The sequence below is a fragment of the Amycolatopsis sp. YIM 10 genome (assembly GCF_009429145.1).
GTDB lineage: Bacteria > Actinomycetota > Actinomycetes > Mycobacteriales > Pseudonocardiaceae > Amycolatopsis.
This window is the reverse complement of sequence record NZ_CP045480.1, coordinates 1,315,893-1,338,663: the sequence shown is the minus strand read 5'-3', so window position 1 is coordinate 1,338,663 and position 22,771 is coordinate 1,315,893. Positions and strand designations below refer to the sequence as shown.

17 protein-coding genes are annotated in these 22,771 nt (G+C 70.3%); 9 read left to right on the top strand and 8 right to left on the bottom strand.

The features are described 5' to 3' along the window. The first annotated feature begins 76 nt into the window (after positions 1 to 76). A complete protein-coding gene (secA2, locus tag YIM_RS06540) occupies positions 77 to 2,413 on the top strand; it encodes an accessory Sec system translocase SecA2 (RefSeq protein WP_153029477.1) in 2,337 nt (778 codons plus the stop codon). Positions 2,414 to 2,463: 50 nt separating this feature from the next. Here secA2 and YIM_RS06535 read toward each other — a convergent pair whose 3' ends face one another. Further along, positions 2,464 to 3,624 (bottom strand): alkaline phosphatase PhoX, encoded by a 1,161-nt coding sequence (locus tag YIM_RS06535; protein ID WP_153029476.1) that lies wholly within the window; start codon positions 3,622 to 3,624, stop codon positions 2,464 to 2,466. Between the two features lie 110 nt (positions 3,625 to 3,734). Next, positions 3,735 to 6,404 (bottom strand): AAA family ATPase, encoded by a 2,670-nt coding sequence (locus tag YIM_RS06530; RefSeq protein ID WP_153029475.1) that lies wholly within the window; start codon positions 6,402 to 6,404, stop codon positions 3,735 to 3,737. Between the two features lie 57 nt (positions 6,405 to 6,461). On the opposite strand from YIM_RS06530, the gene YIM_RS48955 reads away from it, so the two are divergent. From YIM_RS48955 to YIM_RS06520, 3 genes are read left to right on the top strand one after another with little or no spacing between them, the layout of a single operon-like run. Further along, the gene (locus tag YIM_RS48955; protein ID WP_228004583.1) at positions 6,462 to 7,160 is read left to right on the top strand and encodes an MFS transporter; all 699 of its coding nucleotides are present in this window, start codon (positions 6,462 to 6,464) and stop codon (positions 7,158 to 7,160) included. Then, positions 7,157 to 7,639 carry an MFS transporter gene (locus tag YIM_RS48950; protein WP_228004582.1) on the top strand — a complete coding sequence of 161 codons (483 nt, stop codon included), beginning with the start codon at positions 7,157 to 7,159 and terminating at the stop codon, positions 7,637 to 7,639. Before YIM_RS48955 ends, YIM_RS48950 begins: the two co-directional genes overlap by 4 nt. Next, positions 7,636 to 8,925, top strand: a complete 1,290-nt coding sequence (locus YIM_RS06520; protein WP_228004581.1) for a M20/M25/M40 family metallo-hydrolase — start codon at positions 7,636 to 7,638, stop codon at positions 8,923 to 8,925. The genes YIM_RS48950 and YIM_RS06520 overlap by 4 nt, the downstream gene beginning before the upstream one ends. Here YIM_RS06520 and YIM_RS06515 read toward each other — a convergent pair. Continuing rightward, positions 8,897 to 10,615, bottom strand: a complete 1,719-nt coding sequence (locus YIM_RS06515; RefSeq protein ID WP_153029473.1) for an NAD+ synthase — start codon at positions 10,613 to 10,615, stop codon at positions 8,897 to 8,899. The two genes, YIM_RS06520 and YIM_RS06515, sit on opposite strands and share 29 nt — an antisense overlap. Positions 10,616 to 10,688: 73 nt before the next feature. Here YIM_RS06515 and YIM_RS06510 point away from each other — a divergent pair, with 73 nt between their 5' ends. Next, complete coding sequence (locus YIM_RS06510; RefSeq protein WP_153029472.1) at positions 10,689 to 11,402, top strand: maleylpyruvate isomerase family mycothiol-dependent enzyme; 714 nt, start codon at positions 10,689 to 10,691, stop codon at positions 11,400 to 11,402. A gap of 49 nt (positions 11,403 to 11,451) precedes the next feature. Further along, the gene (locus YIM_RS06505; RefSeq protein WP_228004580.1) at positions 11,452 to 11,955 is read left to right on the top strand and encodes a GNAT family N-acetyltransferase; all 504 of its coding nucleotides are present in this window, start codon (positions 11,452 to 11,454) and stop codon (positions 11,953 to 11,955) included. Here YIM_RS06505 and YIM_RS48945 read toward each other — a convergent pair. From YIM_RS48945 to YIM_RS06490, 3 genes are all read right to left on the bottom strand, one after another. Beyond that, a complete protein-coding gene (locus tag YIM_RS48945; RefSeq protein ID WP_228004579.1) occupies positions 11,943 to 13,166 on the bottom strand; it encodes a hypothetical protein in 1,224 nt (407 codons plus the stop codon). The genes YIM_RS06505 and YIM_RS48945 overlap by 13 nt on opposite strands. After that, a complete protein-coding gene (locus YIM_RS48940) occupies positions 13,160 to 13,459 on the bottom strand; it encodes a hypothetical protein (protein WP_153029471.1) in 300 nt (99 codons plus the stop codon). Before YIM_RS48940 ends, YIM_RS48945 begins: the two co-directional genes overlap by 7 nt. 393 nt (positions 13,460 to 13,852) lie before the next feature. Beyond that, positions 13,853 to 14,593, bottom strand: a complete 741-nt coding sequence (locus YIM_RS06490) for a helix-turn-helix transcriptional regulator (RefSeq protein WP_228004578.1) — start codon at positions 14,591 to 14,593, stop codon at positions 13,853 to 13,855. 55 nt (positions 14,594 to 14,648) lie between these two features. Here YIM_RS06490 and YIM_RS06485 point away from each other — a divergent pair, with 55 nt between their 5' ends. Both YIM_RS06485 and YIM_RS06480 read left to right on the top strand, forming a co-directional pair. Continuing rightward, on the top strand, positions 14,649 to 15,218 hold the full coding sequence (locus tag YIM_RS06485) for a class I SAM-dependent methyltransferase (protein WP_153029470.1): 570 nt from the start codon (positions 14,649 to 14,651) through the stop codon (positions 15,216 to 15,218). A 342-nt stretch (positions 15,219 to 15,560) separates the two neighbouring features. Further along, the gene (locus YIM_RS06480) at positions 15,561 to 19,529 is read left to right on the top strand and encodes a discoidin domain-containing protein (RefSeq protein WP_153029469.1); all 3,969 of its coding nucleotides are present in this window, start codon (positions 15,561 to 15,563) and stop codon (positions 19,527 to 19,529) included. A 14-nt stretch (positions 19,530 to 19,543) separates the two neighbouring features. Here YIM_RS06480 and YIM_RS06475 read toward each other — a convergent pair whose 3' ends face one another. Then, on the bottom strand, positions 19,544 to 20,662 hold the full coding sequence (locus YIM_RS06475; protein ID WP_153029468.1) for an alkaline phosphatase family protein: 1,119 nt from the start codon (positions 20,660 to 20,662) through the stop codon (positions 19,544 to 19,546). Positions 20,663 to 20,707: 45 nt separating this feature from the next. On the opposite strand from YIM_RS06475, the gene YIM_RS06470 reads away from it, so the two are divergent. Beyond that, complete coding sequence (locus YIM_RS06470; protein WP_153029467.1) at positions 20,708 to 20,920, top strand: zinc ribbon domain-containing protein; 213 nt, start codon at positions 20,708 to 20,710, stop codon at positions 20,918 to 20,920. On the opposite strand, the gene YIM_RS06465 is transcribed toward YIM_RS06470, so the two are convergent. Further along, positions 20,917 to 22,689, bottom strand: coding sequence for a 3-hydroxyacyl-CoA dehydrogenase family protein (locus YIM_RS06465; protein WP_153029466.1), 1,773 nt, complete (start codon positions 22,687 to 22,689; stop codon positions 20,917 to 20,919). The two genes, YIM_RS06470 and YIM_RS06465, sit on opposite strands and share 4 nt — an antisense overlap. Between the last annotated feature and the right edge of the window lie 82 nt (positions 22,690 to 22,771).

Below are 22,771 nucleotides of genomic sequence, written 5' to 3'. Positions count from 1 at the left end.
AACTCGGACGCGGTAGGACCGCGTTGGGCAAGCGAACACCGCCCGCTGGGCGCGAGACGGACAGAGGAGAGCACGGGTGGCAGCGTTGATGAGCCGGGTCGGCAAACGGTTGCGCAGGATCATCCAGCGTCCGGCCAGCGTGGAACTGACCCGGTACGAGGCGCTCCTGCCCGCGGTCGAGAAGCGGGAACCGGAGATCGAGAAACTCTCCGACGAGGAGCTGACCGAGACCGCGGCCAAGCTGCGCGAAGTGGAGAAGTGGGGCGACGACCAGCTGGTCGAGCTGGGTGCGCTGGGTCGTGAGGCGGCCAGGCGCGCACTCGACGAACGCGCCTTCGACGTCCAGGTGCTCGGCACGCTGGGCCTGCTCACCGGGCACGTCGTGCAGATGGCCACCGGTGAGGGCAAAACGCTGGCCGGCGCGCTCGCCGCGGCGGGGTACGCGCTGCAGGGCAAGCGCGTGCACGTGGTCACGGTCAACGACTACCTGGCCCGTCGTGACGCCGAATGGATGAAACCCATCTTCGACCTGCTGGGCGTGTCGGTCGGCTGGGTGGAGCCGTCGCGGACCCGCGAGGAGCGCCGCGAGGCCTATCACGCCGAGGTCACCTACGGCGCGGTCAGCGAGATCGGCTTCGACATGCTGCGCGACCGCCTGGTCACCCGCGCCGACGAGCTGGTCCAGCCGGAGCCCGAGGTGGCGATCATCGACGAGGCCGACTCGGTGCTGGTCGACGAGGCCAGGGTGCCGCTGGTGATGGCCGGTTCGGTGGACGCGGGGCAGGCCGACGAGGAGGTCGCCAACGTGGTCCGGCGGCTGCGCCTCGGGCTGCACTACGAGACCGACAAGGACGGCCGCAACGCCTGGCTGACCACCGCGGGTTCGTCGGTGGTGGAGAAGTCGCTCGGCGGCATCGACCTGTACAGCGAGTCCGGCGACGGGCAGGACAAGCTCGCCGCGGTGAACGTCGCGCTGCACGCGCACGCGCTGCTCGAACGCGACGTCGACTACCTGGTGCGCGACGGCAAGGTCCAGCTGATCAACGCCTCGCGCGGCCGCGTCGCGGAACTGCAGCGCTGGCCGGACGGGCTCCAGGCCGCGGTCGAGGCCAAGGAGCAGGTGCCGCCGTCGGACCGCGGCGAGATCCTCGACTCGATCACCGTGCAGGCGCTGATGGCGCGCTACCCGCAGGTCGCGGGCATGACCGGTACCGCGGTCGCGGTGGCCGAGCAGCTGCGTGAGTTCTACAAGCTCGAAGTGGCGGTCATCCCGCCGAACACGGAGAACATCCGCGAGGACGCCAAGGACCGCATCTTCGCCTCGCCGTCGCAGAAGCTGCGTGCGATCGAGGAGGAGATCGCCCGCGTGCACGAGACCGGGCAGCCGATCCTGGTCGGCACGCAGGACGTGGCCGAGTCCGAGGAGCTGGCCGAGAAGCTGGCGAAGGTCGGCCTCGAATCCGTGGTGCTGAACGCGCGGAACGACGCCGAAGAGGCCGAGATCATCGCGGACGCCGGCCGGTACGGCGCGGTCACCGTGTCCACGCAGATGGCCGGCCGTGGTACCGACATCCGGCTCGGCGGCAAGGACGGCAAGGACCGGGAGCGGGTGGCCGAGCTGGGCGGGCTGCACGTGATCGGCACCGCGCGCTACCCGAGCAGCAGGCTCGACGACCAGCTGCGCGGCCGCGCCGGCCGCCAGGGCGACCCGGGCAGCTCGATCTTCTTCGCCAGCCTCAACGACGATCTGGTGTTGCAGAACGCGCCGGACATTCCCGAGGGCATCGACTCCGACTCCGAGACCGGCGAGATCACCGACATCGCCGCGCACCGGCAGATCAAGCACGCCCAGCGCGTGGCCGAGGGCGTCGACCTGGAGATCCACCGCAACACCTGGCGCTACACGCGGCTGATCGAGCGGCAGCGGACCGAGCTGCTCGCCCACCGCGACAAGCTGCTGCGGACCGACCTGGCGAAGGAGCAGCTGGAGAAGGGCGCGCCGGAGAAGTTCAAGGAGCTGTCCGAGGCGGTGGACGACGAGGAGAAGGTGGAGCAGATCTGCCGCGACATCGCGTTGTTCCACATCGACCAGCTCTGGTCGGACCACCTGGCCTTCCTGACCGACGTGCGGGAGAGCATCCACCTGCGCGCGCTGGCGCGGGAGACCCCGCTCGACGAGTTCCACCGCGCGGCGATCCCGGAGTTCCACAAGATCATTCCGGAGACCGAGCAGCGCTCGATCGCCTCGCTGGAGGAAGCCGAGATCACCGAGAACGGCATCGATCTCGCGGCGTCCGGGGTGCGGCGGGCCACCTCGACGTGGACGTACCTGGTGCACGACAACCCGTTCGACTCCGACGCCGAGCAGGCGCTGAAGAAGGTGCGGAGCCTGCTCCGCCGCAAGAAGGACTGAGGCACACGAAAAAGCGGGGTCCCGTCGCCGGGGCCCCGCTTTTTCGTGCGTCAGCCACGGAACGGGCCGGTCACCTCGTAGGTGATGCCGCCCGAGCTGGACCCGCTGGTACCGCGCTGGGACGAGAAGTACAGCCGGTTCCCGGCCGGGGTGAACGCCGGGCCGCAGATCTCCGAGCTGCTCTGACCGTTGATCCGCAGGAACGGCGCGACCACGTCGTTCGGCGTGATCACGCAGATCTCCATGTTGCCACCGTCTTCGGCGACGAAGAGGTCACCGGAGGCCGTGCCGGTCACGTTGTCCACTCCGGTCAGCGGCGCGGTGCCGGGACTCACCAGCGAATCGTCGTAGGCGAGTTCGTAGGTGTTGTTCGCCAGGTTCAGCTGCCACAACCGGTTGTCGCCCTTGGTGGTGAACCACGCGGTGTCGTTCGCGTAGTGCAGGCCCTCGCCACCGTTGAACCGCTTCGCGCCGGAGACCTGGTTGCGGGTGGCGGTCGGCGAACCGTCCACATCGGGCACGTCGGCCCAGGTGAACGAGCCGGAGGTGGCCGACCCCGCCCGCAGCACCTGCAGCTTGCCCGCGGAGAGATTGCCCCAGGTGGTCGGGAGGAAGCGGTAGAAACAGCCGTCGGAGACGTCCTCGGTCAGGTAGATCGCCTTGCGCACCGGGTCCGCGGCGGCGGCTTCGTGCTTGAACTGGCCCATCGCCGGGTGCCGGACCGAGGCCTTGACGCCCCACGGGTCGCATTCGAACACGTAACCGCGGTCGATTTCCTCGCAGGAGAGCCAGGTGTTCCACGGGGTGGCACCGCCGGCGCAGTTCAGCCGGGTGTTCGAGAGCACCCGGTACGCGCTGGTGATGTTGCCACTCGCGTCGAACTTCAGCGCGCCGGCGCCGCCGCCGAGCAGGACCTCGGAGTTGGACACGTAGATCCAGCCGCTGCCGTCGGCGAAGACCGCGCCACCGTCGGGCGCGTCGTGCCAGGTGTACCCGGCGACCTTCTGCCCGGAACGGGCCACGATCCGGCTGGTGAACCCGGCCGGGAGCTGGATGCCGTTGGCGTCCGCCGCCTGGAGCGGACCGTACGGGCTGGGTCCGTTCTGGGCGGGGTTGGCCAGTGCCGAGGGGGTGAAGGTGTTGCCGAACGCCGTGACGCCCGCGCCGAGCACCGCCGCGCGCAGGAAGTTCCGTCTCTTGAGGGTCGACACGCTGTGCCTCCGTTGAGTTCCGCTTCAGTGGTGGGGGAACCCAACGGACGCTACGGAAACGCGGTCACCGGGTACAGGTACCGGCGGTGAACTCCCGACGAAAGGCGCATTCACCCGAGCAGGCCGAGCCGGTGCGCGGCGGTGGCCGCCTGGACCCGGCCGGTGACACCGAGCTTGCCGAGAATGCTGGACACGTGCGCGCCCGCGGTTTTCACCGCGATGAACAGCTCTCCGGCGATTTCCCGGTTCGTGCGGCCGTCGGCGAGCAGGCGGAGCACCTCCAGTTCGCGTGGAGTGAGGCCGAACCGCTGCTCGTGCACGGGTTCGTCGAGCCGGGTCCTGGTCGCCTTGGCCAGTCGTTCGATCTCGGCCAGCATTCCGCCCGCTCCCAGTGCGTCCGCGAGTGCGTGCGCCCGGCGCAGGTCGCCCGCGCGCAGTGCGGCCCGCGCCTCGCGGTACGGCTGGCGCAACTCGGCCCAGGCGTCGGCCGCGCGCGCCCAGTCGTCGCGTTCTCCGCTGCATTCGGCGAAATGGGTGAGCTGGTGCGCGCGCTGCACGGGTCCATCGACGGGCAGTTCACCGACCGGCCACGGACCGGTCGCGACCACTGGCCAGAGATATCGCGCGCTGGTCACCGAATCGTCGGCTAGCGCCCGCGCGACCGCCTCGCCCGCCTCGGTTTCCTTGCCCTGCGCCAACATCAGCTCGACTTGGAGCTGGACGAGCAGCAACAGGTCCTGTGCGTAGGCGGTTCCGCGCGTGAACACCTCACCGGCGTAGGCGACGGCTTCTTCGGCGGGCGCCCGGTCACCGCGCGCGAGGCCGATGGTTCCCCGCAACACCAGCAGATACGCGCGCAGGCTCGGTGTCGGATCGAGTTCCAGCGCGTGTTCGAGGATCTCGTTCGCCTCGTCCCAGTCCCCCAGCGCGATCAGCGCTTCGGCGAGGTTCCCGGCGTGCGCGGGTCCGGACGTCCTCGACAGACCGGCTTTCGCGGCCTCGGAAAGTCCGCAGCGGGCCACGTCCGCCGCTCGCCGGTACTGCCCGGCCCCCACCAGCAGGTCCGCCTGGCAGCGCAGGGTGTGCAGGACGATCCGCTGGTCGTCCAGCTCTTCGGCCGAGACGAGCACCCTGGCCAGGTCGGGCAGATCCGCGCGCAGGTAAGCCAAGTTGATGCGCGCGACCAGTTCGGACCGCACATCACCCGGCGTTCGCAACGCCTCCTCGGCGACCACCAGTGCCTTGTCCTCGCACGGGACCGTCATCAGGCGCGCGGCCAGCGCGTTCAACGCCGGACGGCGTTCCGCGTGCCCGGCCGGGATCAACCGCGCCGCCTCCCGCAGATCGTCCAGGTCACCGGGCAGGCCGAGCGCGTACCGCAGCTCGCCGCGATGCCGCAGGACCCGAGCGAGCCGCGCCGGATCGCCGGCGAACTCCTCGACGGCGGCTTCGATCAGGGTCATCGCACGATCGCCCTCACCGGCTGATACGGCGGCCTCGATCGCGTCCTCCAGCACGGCGGACGGGTCCGCGCCGAGTTCGAGCACACGCGACAGGAACAGCGATCGCTCGGCATACGCGAGTGACTTCCCGGCCGTCGACGCCGCGGCCCACGACGCTGCCAGCGCCCGTTCCGGATGCTGTTTCCGCACGGCGTACCAATGTCGCGCCAGTTCCACTTCAGGCCGCGCGACCAGCGACGCGTCCTTGTCGAGCACCTCGCCATAGCGCGTGTGCAGCATCGCGCGTTCACCCGGCAGCAGGTCCTCGTAGACGACTTCGCGGATCAAAGCGTGCCGGAACGCGTACTCGTCTTCGTCGGCTATCAGGAGATTCGCCGCGACGGCCGGACGGACGGCGTCGGACAACGCGGCGTCGTCCAGCTCGGTCACCACGGCCAGCAGCCGGTGGCCGACCCGGCTCCCACCGGCCGCCGCCGCGCGCACAACCTCCTGACTCCGTGGTTCGAGCCGTTCCAGCGGCGCGCGCAGGAGATCCCGGATGGACTGCGGCAGCGACGGTCCCGGTTGGCCCGCACAGCCCAGCAGCGCCTCGACGAACAGCGGATTCCCTTCGCTCTTGCGGAAGATCCGTTCGCTGAGACCGGGTTCGGGTTCGTGCCCGAGCAGGCCGCGCAACTGCACGGTGACCGCGTTCTTCGGCAGCCGCGCCAGCTCCAGTCGCCGCACCCAGTCCAGCCGCGCGAGTTCCGCGAGCAGCGAGCGCGCCGCGGGATCCAGCTGGTCGCTGCGGTAGCTGATCAGCAGGAGGAGCCCGGGGATCGCGGGTTGGCTGCGCACCAGGAACCGCAGCAGGTCGCGGCTCGACCGGTCCGCCCAGTGCAGGTCCTCGACGGCGAGCACCAACGGCTGCCGTTCCGCCAGTCCCTGGAACACCGCGAGGATCTGCTCGAACAGCCGTGCCCGCGCCAGCTCGTCGCCGTCCCGGTCCGGCGTGCCGAGTGACGGGAGCAATCGGCCGAGTTCGCCCGTGCCACCCGGTGAAAGCTCGCGGATCTCCTCGGGCCCGATCGCCCGCAGGACCGCGGTGAACGGTGCGAACGGCAGGCCGTTCTCACCGAGTTCCAGGCAGCCGCCGACCAGCACCCTGGCCTGTTGCGCGGCGGCGAATTCGCTGATCAGGCGGGACTTGCCGATCCCGGCCTCCCCGCCGACCAGCACGGTGGCCGAGCTGGCGCCGATGTCGGCGAAGGCGTCCGCGAGCAGCGCGAACTCGGTGTCCCGCCCGGCGAGTACCGGGCTCGGCAGTCCCGTGCGCATACCCGCCACACTTCCACAGCACGCGGAAATAGGGCGGGTGGATAGGGCATCCGCCCGATGCCCGGGGTGCCCGTCCCGGCGGACGCTCGTGCGGTGCTCACCGAAGATCTCCGGTCACGGCTGCTGACCCGGCCGATGGTCCTGCTGCTGGTACTCGCGTTCGGCGCGTTCTGCGGCTTCTACCTGCTGCTTTCCGTGGTCCCGCTGTACGCGTCGGCGTCCGGGGTGCTCAGCGCGGGCTTGTCCACCGGCGCGCTGATGCTGGCCACCGTCGCGATCGAACCCGCGGTCCCGCGCCTGTCCGCCCGGTTCGGGTACCGCGCGGTGCTGGCGCTCGGTGTGGTCCTGCTCGGCGCGCCCGCCTTCGCGCTGGCCCTGTCCCCCGCGATGCCGCTGGTGCTGGCGGTGGCGCTGGCCCGCGGTGCCGGGCTCGGCATCGTCGTGGTGGTGGCGGTCGCGCTGGTCGCCGAACTCGCCGCGCCGGAACGCCGTGGCGAAGCGCTGGGGCTGTACGGGATCGCGGTCGGCGTGCCGCCGATCGCGGCGCTGCCGCTGGGCGTGTGGCTGAGCGCGGAGATCGGTTACGGACCGCTGTTCGCCGCGGGTGCGCTGCTGCCGCTGGTGACGTTGCCCGCTGTGCTCGGGCTACCGCCGCGGCGGGCACTGGAGCCTTCGCGGTCCGGTGCCGGACCGTCCGGACTGCTGCGGCCGACGCTGATCTTCGGCGCGACCACCTTCGCCGCCGGGGCTTTGTGACCTTCCTGCCGCTGGCCGTTCCAGCCGAAACGCGCTCGGTAGCCGCGGTGGCGCTGCTGGTCCAGTCGGCCGTGACACCGATCGCGCGCTGGGCGGCCGGGCGGTTCGGCGACCGGTACGGCTCGGGGCGGTTGCTGATCCCGTCGGTGCTCGTCGCCGCGGCCGGGACCGCCGCGACGGCGGTGCTCGGCAGTCCGGTCGCGGTGATCGCGGGCATGGCGGTGTTCGGCGTCGGCTTCGGCATGGCGCAGAACGTGACGCTGGCGGTGATGTTCGACCGGGTGCCGGAATCGGCGTTCGGGCGGGTCAGCGTGCTGTGGAACATCGCATACGACGGTGGCCTCGGCGCCGGTGCGGTGGGGTTCGGCCTGGTCGTCGGCGGGACCGGCTACCCGGTGGCCTTCGCGGCGACGGCCGCACTGCTCTTCGCCGCGCTGGTCCCGGCGTGGCGCGACCAACGGAAAGGAAGCTCCCTTTGAACGCGTTGTCCGATCTCGAAGCGCTGATCCGCATTCCTTCAGTGAGCGGTGATACCGCCGCCGTACGCCGATCGGCCGAACTGACCGCGCGGTTGTTCCGCTCGACCGGCGCACCCGAGGTGGACCTCCTCGACGAGGTCGGCGCGCCGGCGGTGCTGGCGAGATATCCGGCGCCACCGGGCAAGCCGACCGTACTGCTCTACGCGCACCACGACGTGCAACCGGCCGGGAGCGGCTGGTCGAGCCCGCCCTTCGCACCGGTTCGGCGTGGGGATCGTTTGTACGGCAGGGGTTCGGCGGACGACAAGTCGGCGATCGCGGCGCACCTCGCCGCACTGCGCGCGTTCGACGGCAAGCCACCGGTCGGCGTGACGGTGCTGGTCGAGGGCGAGGAGGAAATCGGCTCGCCGACGCTCGCGGCGTTCATCGAGCGGTACCGCGACCGGCTCGCGGCCGACGTGATCGTGCTGGCCGACGCCGAGAACTTCGACGTCGGTGTGCCCGCGTTCACGACTTCGCTGCGCGGGCTCGCGGCGTGCGTGGTGGAGGTCCGGACGATGGAACGAGGCGCGCACTCCGGGAGCTACGGCGGCGCGGCACCGGACGCGCTGACCGCGTTGTGCCGCCTGCTCGCGACGTTGCACGACGACTCGGGGGACGTCGCGGTCGCGGGCCTGATCGGCGGCAAGGCACCCGCGGTCGACTATCCCGAGGACCGGTTCCGCGTGGAGGCCGGGCTGCTCGACGGCGTGCCGTTGCTGGGCACCGGCCCGCTCTCCGAACGGATCTGGGCACGGCCATCGGCGAGCGTGCTGGCGATCGACGCCCCACCGGTCGACGGGGCGTCGAACACGCTGCAGCCGGTGGCCCGCGCGAAGGTGAGCCTGCGCCTGGCACCCGGCGACAACGCCGTGCGCGCCCGCGCGGCGCTCGCCCGGCACCTGCGAACGCACGCGCCTTGGGGCGTGCGCGTGCACGTCGACGAGGGCGAGGTCGCCGAGCCGTACTCGGGCGCCGCCTGCCTGGACGCGGCCCGCCGCGCCTACGCCAAGGCGTACGGCACCGAGGTGGTGGAGATCGGCGGCGGTGGCTCGATCCCGTTCGTCGCCGCGTTCGCGTCGGCCTTTCCCGACGCGGCGATCCTGATCACCAGCGCCGGCGGCGACCCGGCCTGCCACGCCCACGGCGCCGACGAGAACCTGCACCTCGGCGACTTCGCGCGCGCCTGCGAGGCCGAGGCCCTGCTGCTGGCCGAACTCAGTGGACCTCGCGCCAGGAGTTGGTGATCGGCAGGCGGCGGTCGCGGCCGAAGGCCTTGAAGGTGATCTTCGTGCCCGGCGGGTACTGGCGGCGCTTGTACTCGGCCTTGTCGACCATGCGGACCACGCGGTCGATCACCTCGGGGTCGAACCCGGCGGCGAGCAGGTCGGCGAAGCCGCGATCGCCCTCCACGTAGTCGTCCAGGATGTCGTCGAGCAGCGCGTAGTCCGGCAGGGAGTCCGAGTCGAGCTGGTCGGGGCGCAGCTCGGCGGACGGCGGCTTGCTGATCGAGTTCTCCGGGATGGGCGGGGTCTCCCCGCGCTTCTCGGCTTCGGCGTTGCGCCAGCGGGCCAGCTGCCACACGTGCGTCTTGAACACGTCCTTGATCGGCGCGAAGCCGCCGACCGCGTCGCCGTAGATGGTCGAGTAGCCCACCGCCAACTCGGTCTTGTTGCCGGTGGCCAGCACCAGGTGACCGTCCAAGTTGGACAGTGCCATCAGCAGCATGCCGCGGGTGCGCGCCTGGATGTTCTCCTCCGCGAGCCCGGTGAGCTTGAGCTGGTCGACGTAGGTCTTGACCATGTCCTCGACCGGTTCGACGCGGAAGTGCGCGCCGATCCGGCGAGCCAGCTCGGCCGCGTCGGAGCGCGAGTGCTCCGAGGAGTACTTCGACGGCATCGAGACGCCGTGCACCGCGTCGCCGCCGAGCGCGTCGGCGGCCAGCGCGGCCACCACGGCCGAGTCGATCCCGCCGGAGAAGCCGAAGGTGACCGAGCGGAAGCCGTTCTTCTGCACGTAGTCACGCAGGCCGACAACGAGCGCCGACCACACCTCCGCCTCCTCCGAGAGCGGTTCGCTGACCGGCGGCTCGGCGAGCGGTTCGTAGGCGGGCAGCGGTTCGGCGGAGAGCACCCGCCGGTTGACGTGCAGCCCGGCCAGCTCGCCGTCGGCAGCGTGCCCGCCCGCGTCGATGTCCATGTCCAGCACGAGCAGGTGCTCGGTGAACTGCGGCGCCCGCGCCAGCAGCCTGCCGTCCGCGGCGACCACGATCGAGTCGCCGTCGAAGACCAGGTCGTCCTGGCCGCCGACCTGGTTCGTGTAGACCAGCGGCGCGCCGGCCTCGGCCGCGCGGCGCGCGATCAGCGGCAGCCGGATGTCGTCCTTGGACCGCTCGTACGGCGAGGCGTTCGGCGCCACCACCAGGTCCACCCCGGCCTTGCCGAGCGCGGCGATCGGCCCGCCGTCCTGCCAGATGTCCTCGCAGATCACCATGCCGATGTCGATGCCGTGCAGCCGGACCACGTCGAGCGTGGTGCCGGGCTTGAAGTAGCGGTGCTCATCGAACACGCCGTAGTTGGGCAGGTGGTGCTTGAACTGCCTGGCCACCACTTCGCCCCGGTACAACGCGGCCGCGGCGTCCCGCGGCCCGGCGTCGTCCAGATCGAGGTAGCCGACGTAGGTGAGCACCTCCCCGCAGCCCGCGTCGTCGAGCCGCCTGGCCACCTCGTCCACCTTGGCGCGGGACGCCTCGGCGAAGGTCTTGCGCAGTGACAGGTCCTCGACCGGGTAGCCGGTCAGCGACATCTCGGGAAAGACCACCACGTGCGCGCCGGCCTCGACGGCCTTGCGCGTCCACTCGACGGTCTGGTCGGCGTTTCCGGCGAGGTCCCCGACAGTGGGGTTGACCTGGGCCAACGCGAGGCGCAGTTGTGGCATTGCGCCATTCTCGCTCACGTCGGCCCGCCCGGCGACCAAGTGTGCGCAACTCCGCCCCCAATAGGGTTGGCCGATGAACCGAGAGCAGTACCGCGCCGAGCTGGAGCGCTACGGGACCGCACTGGCCGCGGCGGCCACCGACCTGAGCAGGCCGGTACCCAGTTGTCCGGACTGGACGGTGGGCGACCTGGTCTGGCACACCAGCGAGGTCTTCTACTTCTGGCGGCTGCAGTTGAGCGGGCTGCTGAACGGGCCGGACAACTACCAGGAACCGGAGCGACCGGGCGACGACGAGGTGCTCGACCGGTACGCGGACAACCTCCGCCACCTGGTCGAAGCCGTCCGGCGGGCGGATCCGGCGAAACCGGTGTGGACCTGGTCGGCGGACCGGACGGCGGGGTTCGTCCAGCGCCGGATGGCCCACGAGGCCGCGGTCCACGCCTGGGACGCTTTGGTGGCGGCCGGCCGCGACGAGCCGATCGGGCGTGAACTCGCGGTGGACGGGATCGACGAGTTCCTGACGCACTTCCTTCCGTCGTCGCCGTCGTCGTCGCTGGGCGGGACCGTGCACCTGCACGCCACGGACGGGCCCGGCGAATGGTCGATCGCGCACGACGGGACCGGCTGGCAGGTCACGCGCTCGCACTCGAAGGGCACGGTCGCGGTGCGCGGGACCGCGTCGGACCTGCTGCTGGTGCTCTGGCGTCGGCGGGCGGTCGGCGCGGTGGAGACCTTCGGCGACACGGCCGTGCTGGACCAGCTGCTGAAGTCCGCCGAAACTGCATGAATTCGTCTCCAGCCGGGAGTTGTCGGGGCCGGGGGCTACCGTCGTTTCCGTGACCAAGTTCCACGCCATCCACACCGAGCGCCTCATCCTGCGCCCGTTGCGCCAGGACGACCGGGCCGCCGTCGTCCGCATCCAGTCCGATCCCGAGACGAACCGGTACAACGCCGACCCGCCCGACGCCGACCAGGCGGGTAAGCAGTTCGAGTACTGGCTCTCGCACTGGGCTGAGCACGGCTACGGCTACTTCGCCGTGGTCGAGGCCGCGACGGGTGAGGTCGTCGGCGTGGGTGGGGTGCAGTCGAAGGAGATGCACGACGAGAAGTTGCTGAACCTGTACTACCGCTTCCGCGCCTCGAGCTGGGGCAAGGGCTACGCGACCGAGATGGCCGAGGCCGCGGTCGAGTGGGCGGAGCGGGAGGTGCCCGAGCGCCCGGTGGTGATCTCGGTGGCACTGATCAACAAACCGTCCCGGCGGGTGGCCGAGAAACTCGGCTTCAAGCCTTATTCGGAGGAGGACTACCAAGGACAGCGGTCAATCCACTACCGCCGTTGACTGTCCACAATGGTCACCTGATGGTTTTCCCACTCGCCGTCCCAGTCCCGTGGCAGCGGCACGGGCGTTTCCGGGGCGATGACGGAGACCAGGTGGTCGAGCACCGCGTCCGCGTGCCCGACCAGCAGGTGCCCGGCGCCGGGCAGGGTGATCACCCGCGCCTGCGGGATCATCGCGCACCCCTCACGAACGTGCTCGGGTAACCGATAGTCGTCGAACTCCGGCACCAACGCCACCACCGGCTTACCGGTAGCCGCCCAAGCGGCCCGCTGCACCGGGCTGCTCCAGCGCAACGGAGGCGCAATCAACACAACGCCCTCGACGAGGCCGGTGGCGTGTTCGGTGTGCTCGGTGCCTTTGGCGCCCCCGGTGCCATCGGCGTCGCCGGTGCCTTTGGCGTCGCCGGTGCCATCGGCGCGCTCGGTGCGATCGGCGCGTCCGATGTCGAGGGTGCGTTCGACCCGTCCGACGCGCTCGGCACTATCGGCGCGCTCGGCACTATCGGCGCGCTCGGTACCATCGGCGCGCTCGGTGCCTTCCGTTCCGTCGGCGCGCTCGAGGTCGTAGGTGTCTTCGGCGTCGCCAGTGTGCTCGGTGTCGCCACGATCGTCAGCACCATCGCGGCGATCGGCGCCATCACGGTCGTCAGCACCATCAGCGGCGCCGCGACCATCGGGACCATCGCGGCCGTCGGCACCATCCCGAACGGTGGCGCCATCACGACCGCCGGTGCCTGCGACGTCGCGGGAGCCTTCGGCGGCGTCGATGTCCTCGGTGCCTTCACTCCGCTCACGGCTGTCGATGCCGTGCATGAGTGCGAGGTCGCTGCCGAACGACCAGCCGGCCAGCCAAACCCTGGGCAACCCCCGGACCCGGACGAAATCGAGCGCGGCCGCGACATCGAAGCGTTCGCCTTCCGCGGCGCCAAAGGTGCCTTCGCTACGCCCGGCTTCGCTGGCCGCACCGCGCGTGTTGAACCGCAGCACCGCGAGCCCGGCCAGTGCGGGTAGGCGGAAGGCGGCCTTGCGCAGCACGTGCGAATCCATCATGCCGCCGTGCGTCGGCAGCGGGTGGAGCAGCACCACGGTGGCCACCGGTGCGCGGTCGGCGGGCAATGCCAGCTCGCCGACCAGTCGGAGGCCGTCCTCGGTGTGCAGCGTCACGGCCTCCCGGCGCGCGGGCAGCTTGGTGTTCGGTCCGATCCTCACCACCGGTTGGGCCTCCTTCGCGCCCGCGCGTCCCAGCAGGGGCGGTGCCAGTGCCGCCGGTCGGTCACCGACCCGGTCTCGTCAGCGGGCCACACCACCACGTGCGGCACACCCGGCCGAATCTCGTGGTCGCACCCGGGACACCGGTAGAACTTGGTCGCCTGCGCGCCCGGCACTGAGCGGACGAGCCAGTCACCGTCCGGTGCGGACTCGGTGCTGGCCCACCCCGTCGCGCCACCCATTTCACGCGCGGGCAGGCTCGCGCGTGAACGCGAGGGCTTGTTGCGTCGGGGCACGCGGCCACGGTATCCGCCGCCCCACCCCGAAGTACGCACCGCCCGCCCGCACCCATGACCGACACCACGCCCGCGAATGTGGCCTTCACGGCGGATTCGGCCGTAATTGTGGCTTTCACGGCACTCGCCCGTAAAAGCCCCATTCACAGCACCCGGCCGTGAAGCCACATCCACAGCACCCGGCGGCGCCCTCGGCCACATCCACAGCACCCGGCGGCGCCCTCGGCCATGGCTTCGACACCAGCCGAAGTCCCAGCCACCAACCACCAGGCACCAGGCACCAGGCACCAGGCAGAGCTTGGCACCCGCCCGAGGGCGCCGCACTCTCCCAGGGGCGCGGCTCGGTCGTGGTCGCGACCCACCAAGGCCCCAGCACCTGGCCGAGGCGAGGGCTCAGCCGAAATACCGCCCCGGCGGCACACCCACCGCGCGGTGGAAGGCGGCGGCAAAAGCGCTCGGCGACGAGTAACCCACTCGCTCCGCCACAGTCGCCAGTGAACGGCCATCGGCCAGCAGGGGAAGCGAGGCACGCAGCCGCGCCTGGGTTCGCCATCGTCCGAAGCTGAGGTGAGTTTCGGCGAGGAAGAGGCGCGCCAAGGTTCGTTCACTTGCACCTACGGCTCGGCCGAAGTCGTCGAGGGTGCGGGGGTCGGCGGGGGTGGCGATCAGGGCATCGGCGACCTGGCGTGCCCGCGGGTCGACGGGCAGGGGCACGCTGATCGGGGTAACCGGCACCGGCTCCAGCAGGTCGAAAGCCACGGCTTCGGCGCGGCGACGGGCGTCCTCGGCGAGGCCGCCGGCGGTCAGGTGGTCGAGCAGCTCGCGCAACAGGGGACGCACGCGCACCAACCGGAGTTCCGGCCACGAGACCGGCGACCGCGCCGCGTCCATGAAGATTCCCCGCAGCACGGCGTTCCCTGACGAACCGGTGCGGTGGACCGTGCCCGCCGGAATCCACAGCGCCCGCGCGGGCGGCAGCACCCAGTGCGCCGACCCCACGTTGACCGCGACCACCCCGCGCGCCGCCCAGGCGAGCTGGTGGTGGTCGTCGTGCACGTGCCAGTCGAGCCAGGTGCCCGACGGCAGGTCGTAGTCGCCGAACAGCATCGCCTCGGGTTGTCCGGTTGACGACATGAATTGGCAGCCTATCGCCTTTCGGCCAGCGCACCGCGGCCTTACCTTCGGCCACATGGCGATGAACTGGTACCACCGGCGGCTCTGCAGCTCCGAAACGTGGGCGAAGCGCGTCGAGGAGCAACTCCTGCCGTGGTCGCTCGACGGCGTGGACCTCGGCGACAACGCGCTGGAGATCGGCCCCGGCTACGGCGCGAACCTGCGCGTGCTGGTGGACATGGTGCCGAACCTGACCGCACTGGAGATCGACGCGGAATTGGCGCGCGGCCTCGAACGCGACCACGGCACCCGCGCCAAGGTGATCCACGGTGACGGCACCGCGATGCCGTTGCCGGAGAACGAATTCAGCTCGGTGGTCTGCTTCACCATGCTCCACCACGTGCCGACCGCCGCCCAGCAGGACCGGCTGTTCGCCGAGGCGTTCCGTGTGCTGCGGCCGGGCGGCGTTTTCGCCGGCTGCGACGGCGTCCACGGCATGCTGTTCCGCCTGATCCACCTCGGGGACACCTACAACCCGATCCCCCACGACTCGCTCCCCCGCCGGCTCGCCGCGGCCGGCTTCGAGCGGATCGAGGTGGCCAACCCGGACGGACGGCGGCAGCGCTGGCGCGCGGTCAAGCCCTAGCACTCAGCACGCATGCACCGAGCGGCCAGCCGCCCAGCACTCAGCCACCAGCGCCAGCGGCCAGCACGCACCTAGCACCTAGCTGGCTAGCCGGCTGGCAGCTGGCGGGCTGATGGCCGACGGCTGGCGGCTGGCGGCTGGCGGCTGGCGGCTGAAGTCCAAGTCGAAGTTCCGGCTCCCACCACCACGGCGGCGTCCCAGGTCCGAGGCCTGGGGCGCCGCTGTCGCAGGTGCACGTTCGGCCGTTGACTCACCCATCGGGGTCTGCAACTCTTGAACAGCTCCCCGCAAGAAGTTGACATCACGTCGAAAAACTCGCACCTCAACGGAGAGGTCCCGGTGATGACGGTTCTGGTGAGATCGACAAAACGACCCCGCGCGGCCGGTCTGGCTCTGGTTGCGCTTCTGGTGGCCGCTCCGACGGTCGCGCTCCCGGCGCTCGGTGACACCGCGCCCACCGCGCACGCCAGCAGTGCCGCGGACACCGCCTCCAACATCAACGACGGTGACCAAGGCACCTACTGGGAAAGCCGCGGGACCGCGCTGCCGCAGTGGGCACAACTAGACCTCGGCGCCGAGCGCAGCGTCGACCAGGTGACGCTGAAGGTGCCAGAAGACTGGTCCACGCGGCAGCAAACACTGAGCCTCCAGGGCAGCAGTGACGGCACCGGCTTCGCGACCATCACCAGCGCGGCCGAGTACACCTTCACCCCCGCCGAGCAGAACACCGTCCGGATCGAATTCGCGCCGACCGTCGCTCGTTTCCTCCGTGTGGAGTTCGCCGCGAACTCCACCGCACAGCTCGCCGAATTCGAAGCCAGGCCCGCCGAGTTCCGGCAGCTCGCCGCGACCTACACCGCCAGCAGTTCGCATCCCGAATACCCGGCGGCCAACGTGGGCGACGGGAATGTCGCCACCTACTGGGAAAGCGCGAATGGCGCCTTCCCGCACTGGATCCAGGCCGATCTCGGGGCCGCCGTCCCCAGCAGCCGGGTCGAGTTGAAATTGCCGAACGGCTGGGGCATGCGTACGCAGACGCTGAGCCTTCAAGGCAGCACCGACGGCACCAACTTCACCGATCTCGCCGCCTCCTCCGACAAAATCTTCAACCCCGCCAGTGGGAACGCCGTCACCATCGACTTCACCACCGCCACCGTGCGGTACGTCCGCGTGCGGATCACCGCGAACACCGGCTGGCCGGCGGGCCAGGTCAGCGAGTTCACCGTCTCCGGACCGTCCACAGGGGACACCGAAGCTCCACAGGCACCGGCGAACCTGGCCTTCACCGAGCCCGGCAGCGACCAGATCCGGCTCACCTGGTCCCCCGCCACCGACAACGTGGGCGTGACCGGCTACGACATCTACGCCAACGGGGTACTGCGCACCAGCGTCGGCGGCACCGCGCTGACCCACACCGACACCCAGCCCGCAGGAACCACCGTCACCTACTTCGTGCGCGCCAAGGACGCCGCGGGCAACCAGTCGCCGAACAGCAACACGGTGACCCGCGCGGGCACGGCCGCCGGCACGAATCTCGCCCTGGGCAGGCCGATCACCGCATCGTCCACTGTGCACAGTTACGTCGCGGCCAACGCCAACGACAACAACACGGCGACCTACTGGGAAGGCAGCGCCTACCCCAGCGTGCTGACCGTCGCGCTCGGCTCGAACGCCGACCTGGGTTCCGTGGTGGTCAAGCTGAATCCCGACCCGATCTGGGCCAGTCGCACGCAGACCATCGCGGTCGAGGGCCGCGAGCAGTCGGCGACCGAGTTCACCACGCTCGTGGCCGCGAAGTCGTACAGCTTCGACCCCGCGACCGGCAACTCGGTGACCATTCCGCTGACCGCCAGGGCCGCCGACGTCCGGCTCCGGATCACCAGCAACTCCGGCGCCCCCGCCGGGCAGGTCGCCGAGTTCCAGACGCTCGGTGTGCCCGCGCCGAACCCGGACCTGACCGTCACCGGGCTGTCCTGGACACCGGCGAACCCGGTGGAGACCGACGAGGTGACCGTCTCCGCGACCGTGCGCAACGCCGGGGCGAGCCCTTCCCCCGCCACCGACGTGAACCTGTACCTCGGCACCACCAAGGTCGGCACGGCTCAGGTCGGCACGCTGGCCGCGGGCGCGTCGACGACCGTCACGGCGAACATCGGGCCTCGTGACGCGGGCAATCACCCCTTGAGCGCCAAGGTCGACGAAGGCAACGCGGTGATCGAGCAGAACGAGGTCAACAACGCCTACGACAACCCGTCGCCGCTCGTGGTGTCCCCGGTGGCCAGCTCCGACCTGCTCGCGTCGCCGGTCGCCTGGACTCCGGGCAATCCGTCCGCCGGTACCGCGGTGAACTTCTCCGTGGCGATCAAGAACCAGGGCTCCGTCGCGTCGGCGAGTGGCGCGCACGGGATCACGCTCACCATCACCGACAGCACCACCGGCGCCGTGGTGCGCACGCTCACCGGCAGCCACGCCGGCGCGATCGCCGCGGGTGCCACCACCGCACCGGTGTCGCTGGGCAGCTGGCCCGCGGTCAACGGCAAGTACACGGTGAAGACGGTGATCACCAACGACGCCAACGAACTCCCGGTCAAGCAGGCCAACAACACCACCAGCCAGCCGTTCTTCGTCGGACGCGGCGCGAACATGCCGTACGAGTCGATCGAGGCCGAGGACGCCGCGGTGTCCGGTGGCGCGGCGGTGGTCGGTCCCAACAGGACGATCGGGCACCTGGCGGGCGAGGCCTCCGGACGACGGGCGGTGACGCTCGACAACACCGGCAGCGCCGTCGAGTTCACCACGAAGGCCAGCACGAACACGCTCGTCACCCGATTCTCCATTCCGGACGCACCGGGCGGCGGCGGGATCACCGCCACGCTGAACGTCTACGTCAACGGCACCTTTCTCAAGCCGATCACGCTGAGTTCGAAGCACGCGTGGCTCTACGGCCCGGAAGCGGGCCCCGGCAACACCCCGGGCGCGGGCGGGCCACGCCACATCTACGACGAAGCCAGCATGCTGCTCGGCACCACCGTGCCCGCCGGCAGCAAGATCAAGCTGCAGAAGGATTCCGCGAACACCTCGCAGTACGCGATCGACTTCGTCAACTTCGAAGAGGTGGCGCCGCAGGCGAACCCGGACCCGGCGCGTTACGCCGTGCCCGCCGGATTCACCCACCAGGACGTGCAGAACGCGCTGGACAAGGTGCGGATGGACACCACGGGCACGCTCACCGGCGTCTACCTGCCCGCCGGCGACTACCCGACCTCGACCAAGTTCCAGGTGTACGGCAAGGCGATCGACGTGATCGGCGCCGGGGTCTGGTTCACCCGGTTCACCGCACCGGCCAACCAGGAGAACACCGACATCGGCTTTCGCGCCGACGCCACCGCGAACGGTTCGAAGTTCTCGAAGTTCGCTGTGTTCGGCAACTACACCTCGCGCAATGACGGGCCCGGCAAGGTGTTCGACTTCTCGAACGTGTCGAACATGACCATCGACGACCTCTGGGTCGAGCACCAGATGTGCCTGCTGTGGGGTTCGAACACCGACAACACCAAGGTGTACAACTCCCGCATCCGCGATCTGTTCGCCGACGGGCTCAACTTCACCAACGGCAGCACGGGCAACCACATCAGCAACAACGAGGCCCGGTCCACCGGTGACGACAGCTTCGCGTTGTTCGCCGCCACCGACAACAACCCCGGCAACCAGACCGGCAACGTCTACGAGAACCTCACCGCGATCCTGCCGTGGCGGGCCGCGGGGCTGGCGGTCTACGGCGGGTACGACAACACCTTCCGCAACCTCTACCTCGCCGACACGCTGACCTACTCGGCCATCACCATCTCGTCGCTCGACTTCGGTTACCCGATGCACGGTTTCGGGCCGGGCACGACGAACTTCCAGAACATCTCGGTGGTGCGGGCCGGTGGCCACTTCTGGGGCGCGCAGACCTTCCCCGGGATCTGGCTGTTCTCCGCGTCGAAGACCTTCACCGGCATCCGGGTGTCCGATGTGGACATCGTGGATCCGACCTACCACGGCATCATGTTCCAGACGGACTACGTCGGCGGGCAACCGGCCAATCCGGTGCAGGACACCGTGCTCACCAACGTCGGCATCAGCGGCGCACGGCTGAGCGGCGACGAGTTCGAAGCGAAGTCCGGCTTCGGGATCTGGGCGAACGAGCTGCCGGAACCCGGTGAGGGCCCGGCAGTCGGCACGGCCACCTTCAACAACCTGAAGCTGAGCGACAACCACGTCGACATCCGGAACACCACACCGGGGTTCAAGATCGTGCGGAACCCTTAGTGGTGACCAGTTAGCTAACGCCCGCCGGCCACCGCGAGCGGCACCAGCTGCTCCGCGGTGGTCAGCGAGCCGTGCTGACCGACCAATGAGGACTCCACCGCCTCCGCGAGTTCCCGCACCATGCCGAATTCACCCTTCGCGGCGGCGACCACGTCACCGATCCGCGGCCGGACACGATCGCTGACCGTCGGCCCGAACAGTCCACCCTCGATGGCTTCCTCACGGCCGTACACCCACGCCCGATCACCGAGGACTTCCCGCCAGGCAGCCAAAACCTCGGCCGAAGCACCCTCCTCGGCGTAGACGTGCCGCGCCCGCGTCTCGCCGCCGATGGAACGCACGCCGGCCAGCAGTTCGGGGGTGTCGTCGAGGTCGAGCTTCTCGCCGATCCGCACCATTCCATGATCGGCCACCACGGCCAGCATAGCGCCCGGCGGCAATCCCTCCACAATGGACTCCACCAGCCGGTCGACCTGGCGCAGCTGCATCCGCCACGCGGCCGATCCCGGCCCGTAGATGTGACCGAGGAAATCCAGCTGACTGTGGTACGAGTAGCAGAAGCTGCGGGGTTCGGCCAGCGCGTCGAGCGTGCGGGCGGCCAGATCCCCGAGCGCGTGCACGCCGAGGTAGCGCGCACCCCGCTGCACCGCCTGCGTCAACGCCGAATTCGCGAACTTCGCCTCGGACACCACGCTCGTGCGCACCCCGGCCGCCGCGGCGCGGGCGAAGGTGGTCGGCAGCGGCTGCACCTCCTCCGGCGGCAGCGTGCCGCGCAGGTCGCCACCGTCGTCGTGACTGCACCAGCGCAGCGCGTTCAGCACACCGGCGCCGGGCACCTCGAAGGTGTAGCCGACCATGCCGTGCTCCCCCGACGGCAGCCCGGTGCCGATCGCGGCCAGCCCGGCGGCGGTGGTCGACGGATAGCCCACCCGCAGCTGCGACGACCGCAGCTCGTTGAGCACCGGAGCGTCGGCCGGATGCGCCTTCAGCAGCTCCCAGCCGAGGCCGTCGACGAGCAGCACGCACACACCGGACGCCTCGCCGAAGCCGAGCGTGTCGGCGAAACCGCCGACCCCGAGCGCGGCGAGTGCGGACGGCGCGACCTGGGACAGGTGGGGATGATCGGTCAGCACGACGCCAGCTTCCCACTTCCGGCCCCCGGCCGCGATAATGACCTCATGCCGACCTACGCCTACCGCTGCCGGGAATGCACCGAGACCTTCGAGCTGGTCCGCCCGATGGCCGAGTCCGGCGCACCGGCGCCCTGCCCCGGTGGGCACGCCGACACCGTGAAGCTGCTGACCACCGTGGCGCTGACCGGCTCCTCCGCCGCCCCCGCGCCCGCCGGTGGTGGCGGCGGTTGCTGTGGCGGTGGCTGCTGCTCGTCCTAAACCGTGTAGTCGCGGAAGCCCTTGCCGGTCTTGCGGCCGAGCCTGCCCGCGGTGACCAGGTGCTCCAGCAGCGGCGCCGGCGCGAACCCGGCCTCGCGGAACTCGTTGTACAGCGTGCGCTGGATGGCCAGTGACACGTCCAGCCCGACCACGTCGAGCAGTTCGAACGGGCCCATCGGCAGGCTGCAGCCGACCTTCATCGCGGTGTCGATGTCGGCCGCCTCGGCGTAGTGCGCCTCCAGCATCTTCACCGCGTCGTTGAGGTACGGGAACAGCAGCGCGTTGACGATGAAGCCGGCCCGGTCACCGCAGTGCACCGGGTGCTTGCCGACCGACTGGCAGACCGCGTGCGCGGTGGCCACCACCTCTGGTGCGGTGGCGATCGTGCCGACCACCTCGACCAGCTTCATCACGGGCGCCGGGTTGAAGAAGTGCAGGCCGAGCACCTCGGTCGGGCGCGAGGTGGCCGCGGCGCATTCGATCACCGGCAGCGAGGAGGTGGTGGTGGCCAGGATCGCGCCCGGCTTGACCGCGTCGTCGAGCGCGGCGAACACCGCGCGCTTGACCTCCAGTTCCTCGGCGACCGCCTCGATCACCAGGTCCACGTCGGCCAGTTCGGCGAACTCGACCGCGGGCCGGATGCGCTCCAGCGCGCTACCAGCCTCTTCTTCGGTCAGCCGCCCCTTCTTCACCTGGCGGTCCAGCGACTTGCCGACCTTGCCCAGCGCCGCCCGCGCCTTCTCCTCGCTGCGGGCACGCAGCACCACGTCGAACCCGCGCTTCGCGAACACCTCGGCGATCCCGGTGGCCATCGTGCCGGTGCCGACCACGCCGACCACCCGCACCTCGCGCGGGGCCGCGTCCACAGTGGACGAGTCGGTGACGCCGTCCACCACCACCGGCGAATCCGGGGCCTGGTAGGCGTAGAAGCCGCGGCCCGACTTCCGGCCGAGCAGGCCCGCGGTGATCATCTGCTTGAGCAACGGGGCCGGCGCGTGCAGCCGGTTGCGCGACTGCCGGTACATCGATTCGAGGATCTCGTACGCGGTGTCGAGCCCGATCAGGTCCAGCAGCGCCAGCGGGCCCATCGGGTAACCGCAACCGAGCCGCATCGCCGCGTCCAGGTCTTCGCGGGTGGCGTAGCGCGCTTCGTACATCCGCACGGCGTGGTTGAGGTAGCCGAAGAGCAGCGCGTTCGCGATGAAACCGGCGCGGTCACCGGTGACCACCGGTTCCTTGCCGAGCCGCCGCGCGAAGTCGACCACGTCGGTCACCACGTCCGGCTCGGTGACGACCGTGCGCACCACCTCGACGAAGTTCAGCACCGGCGCGGGATTGAAGAAGTGCAGGCCGACCACCTTGCCCGGCCGGGAGGTGTGCACGCCGATCTCGGTCACCGACAGCGAGGAGGTGTTCGAAGCCAGGATCGCCTCCGGCTTGGTGACCTTGTCCAGCTGGGCGAAGACGTCCGCCTTGAGTTCGAGGCCCTCCGGCACGGCTTCGACGACCAGGTCCACGTCGGCGAGTTCGGCGATCGAGGTGGTGCAGCGCACGCGCCCGAGCAGTGCCGTGCGCTCGTCCTCGGTCAGCTTGCCCTTGGCCAGCGCGCGGGAGGTCGAGTGCTCCAGGTGGCCGCGGCCCCTGGTGATCCCGGCGTCGTCGAGTTCGACGGCCACCACGTCCAGTCCGCTCCTGGCGAGCACCTCGGCGATTCCCGCGCCCATGGTGCCCAGCCCGACCACTCCCACGCTCGAGAACTCCCGTGCCACGATTGGCCTCCACTGGCTTTTCGGGGGCCCGGGGGTCGTCCCCCGAGCAATGCCACAGTTACTCGCCGGTAAGGCACCGATA

What these genes read in the sequence shown, in the direction of transcription:
- YIM_RS06470 (WP_153029467.1), top strand. Translation starts at nt 20,708, where the DNA reads ATGCCGACCTACGCCTACCGCTGCCGGGAATGCACCGAGACCTTCGAG.
- YIM_RS06510 (WP_153029472.1), top strand. Translation starts at nt 10,689, where the DNA reads ATGAACCGAGAGCAGTACCGCGCCGAGCTGGAGCGCTACGGGACCGCA.
- YIM_RS06515 (WP_153029473.1), bottom strand. Translation starts at nt 10,615, where the DNA reads ATGCCACAACTGCGCCTCGCGTTGGCCCAGGTCAACCCCACTGTCGGG.
- YIM_RS06530 (WP_153029475.1), bottom strand. Translation starts at nt 6,404, where the DNA reads ATGCGCACGGGACTGCCGAGCCCGGTACTCGCCGGGCGGGACACCGAG.
- YIM_RS06485 (WP_153029470.1), top strand. Translation starts at nt 14,649, where the DNA reads ATGGCGATGAACTGGTACCACCGGCGGCTCTGCAGCTCCGAAACGTGG.
- YIM_RS06490 (WP_228004578.1), bottom strand. Translation starts at nt 14,593, where the DNA reads ATGTCGTCAACCGGACAACCCGAGGCGATGCTGTTCGGCGACTACGAC.
- YIM_RS48955 (WP_228004583.1), top strand. Translation starts at nt 6,462, where the DNA reads ATGCCCGGGGTGCCCGTCCCGGCGGACGCTCGTGCGGTGCTCACCGAA.
- YIM_RS06480 (WP_153029469.1), top strand. Translation starts at nt 15,561, where the DNA reads ATGACGGTTCTGGTGAGATCGACAAAACGACCCCGCGCGGCCGGTCTG.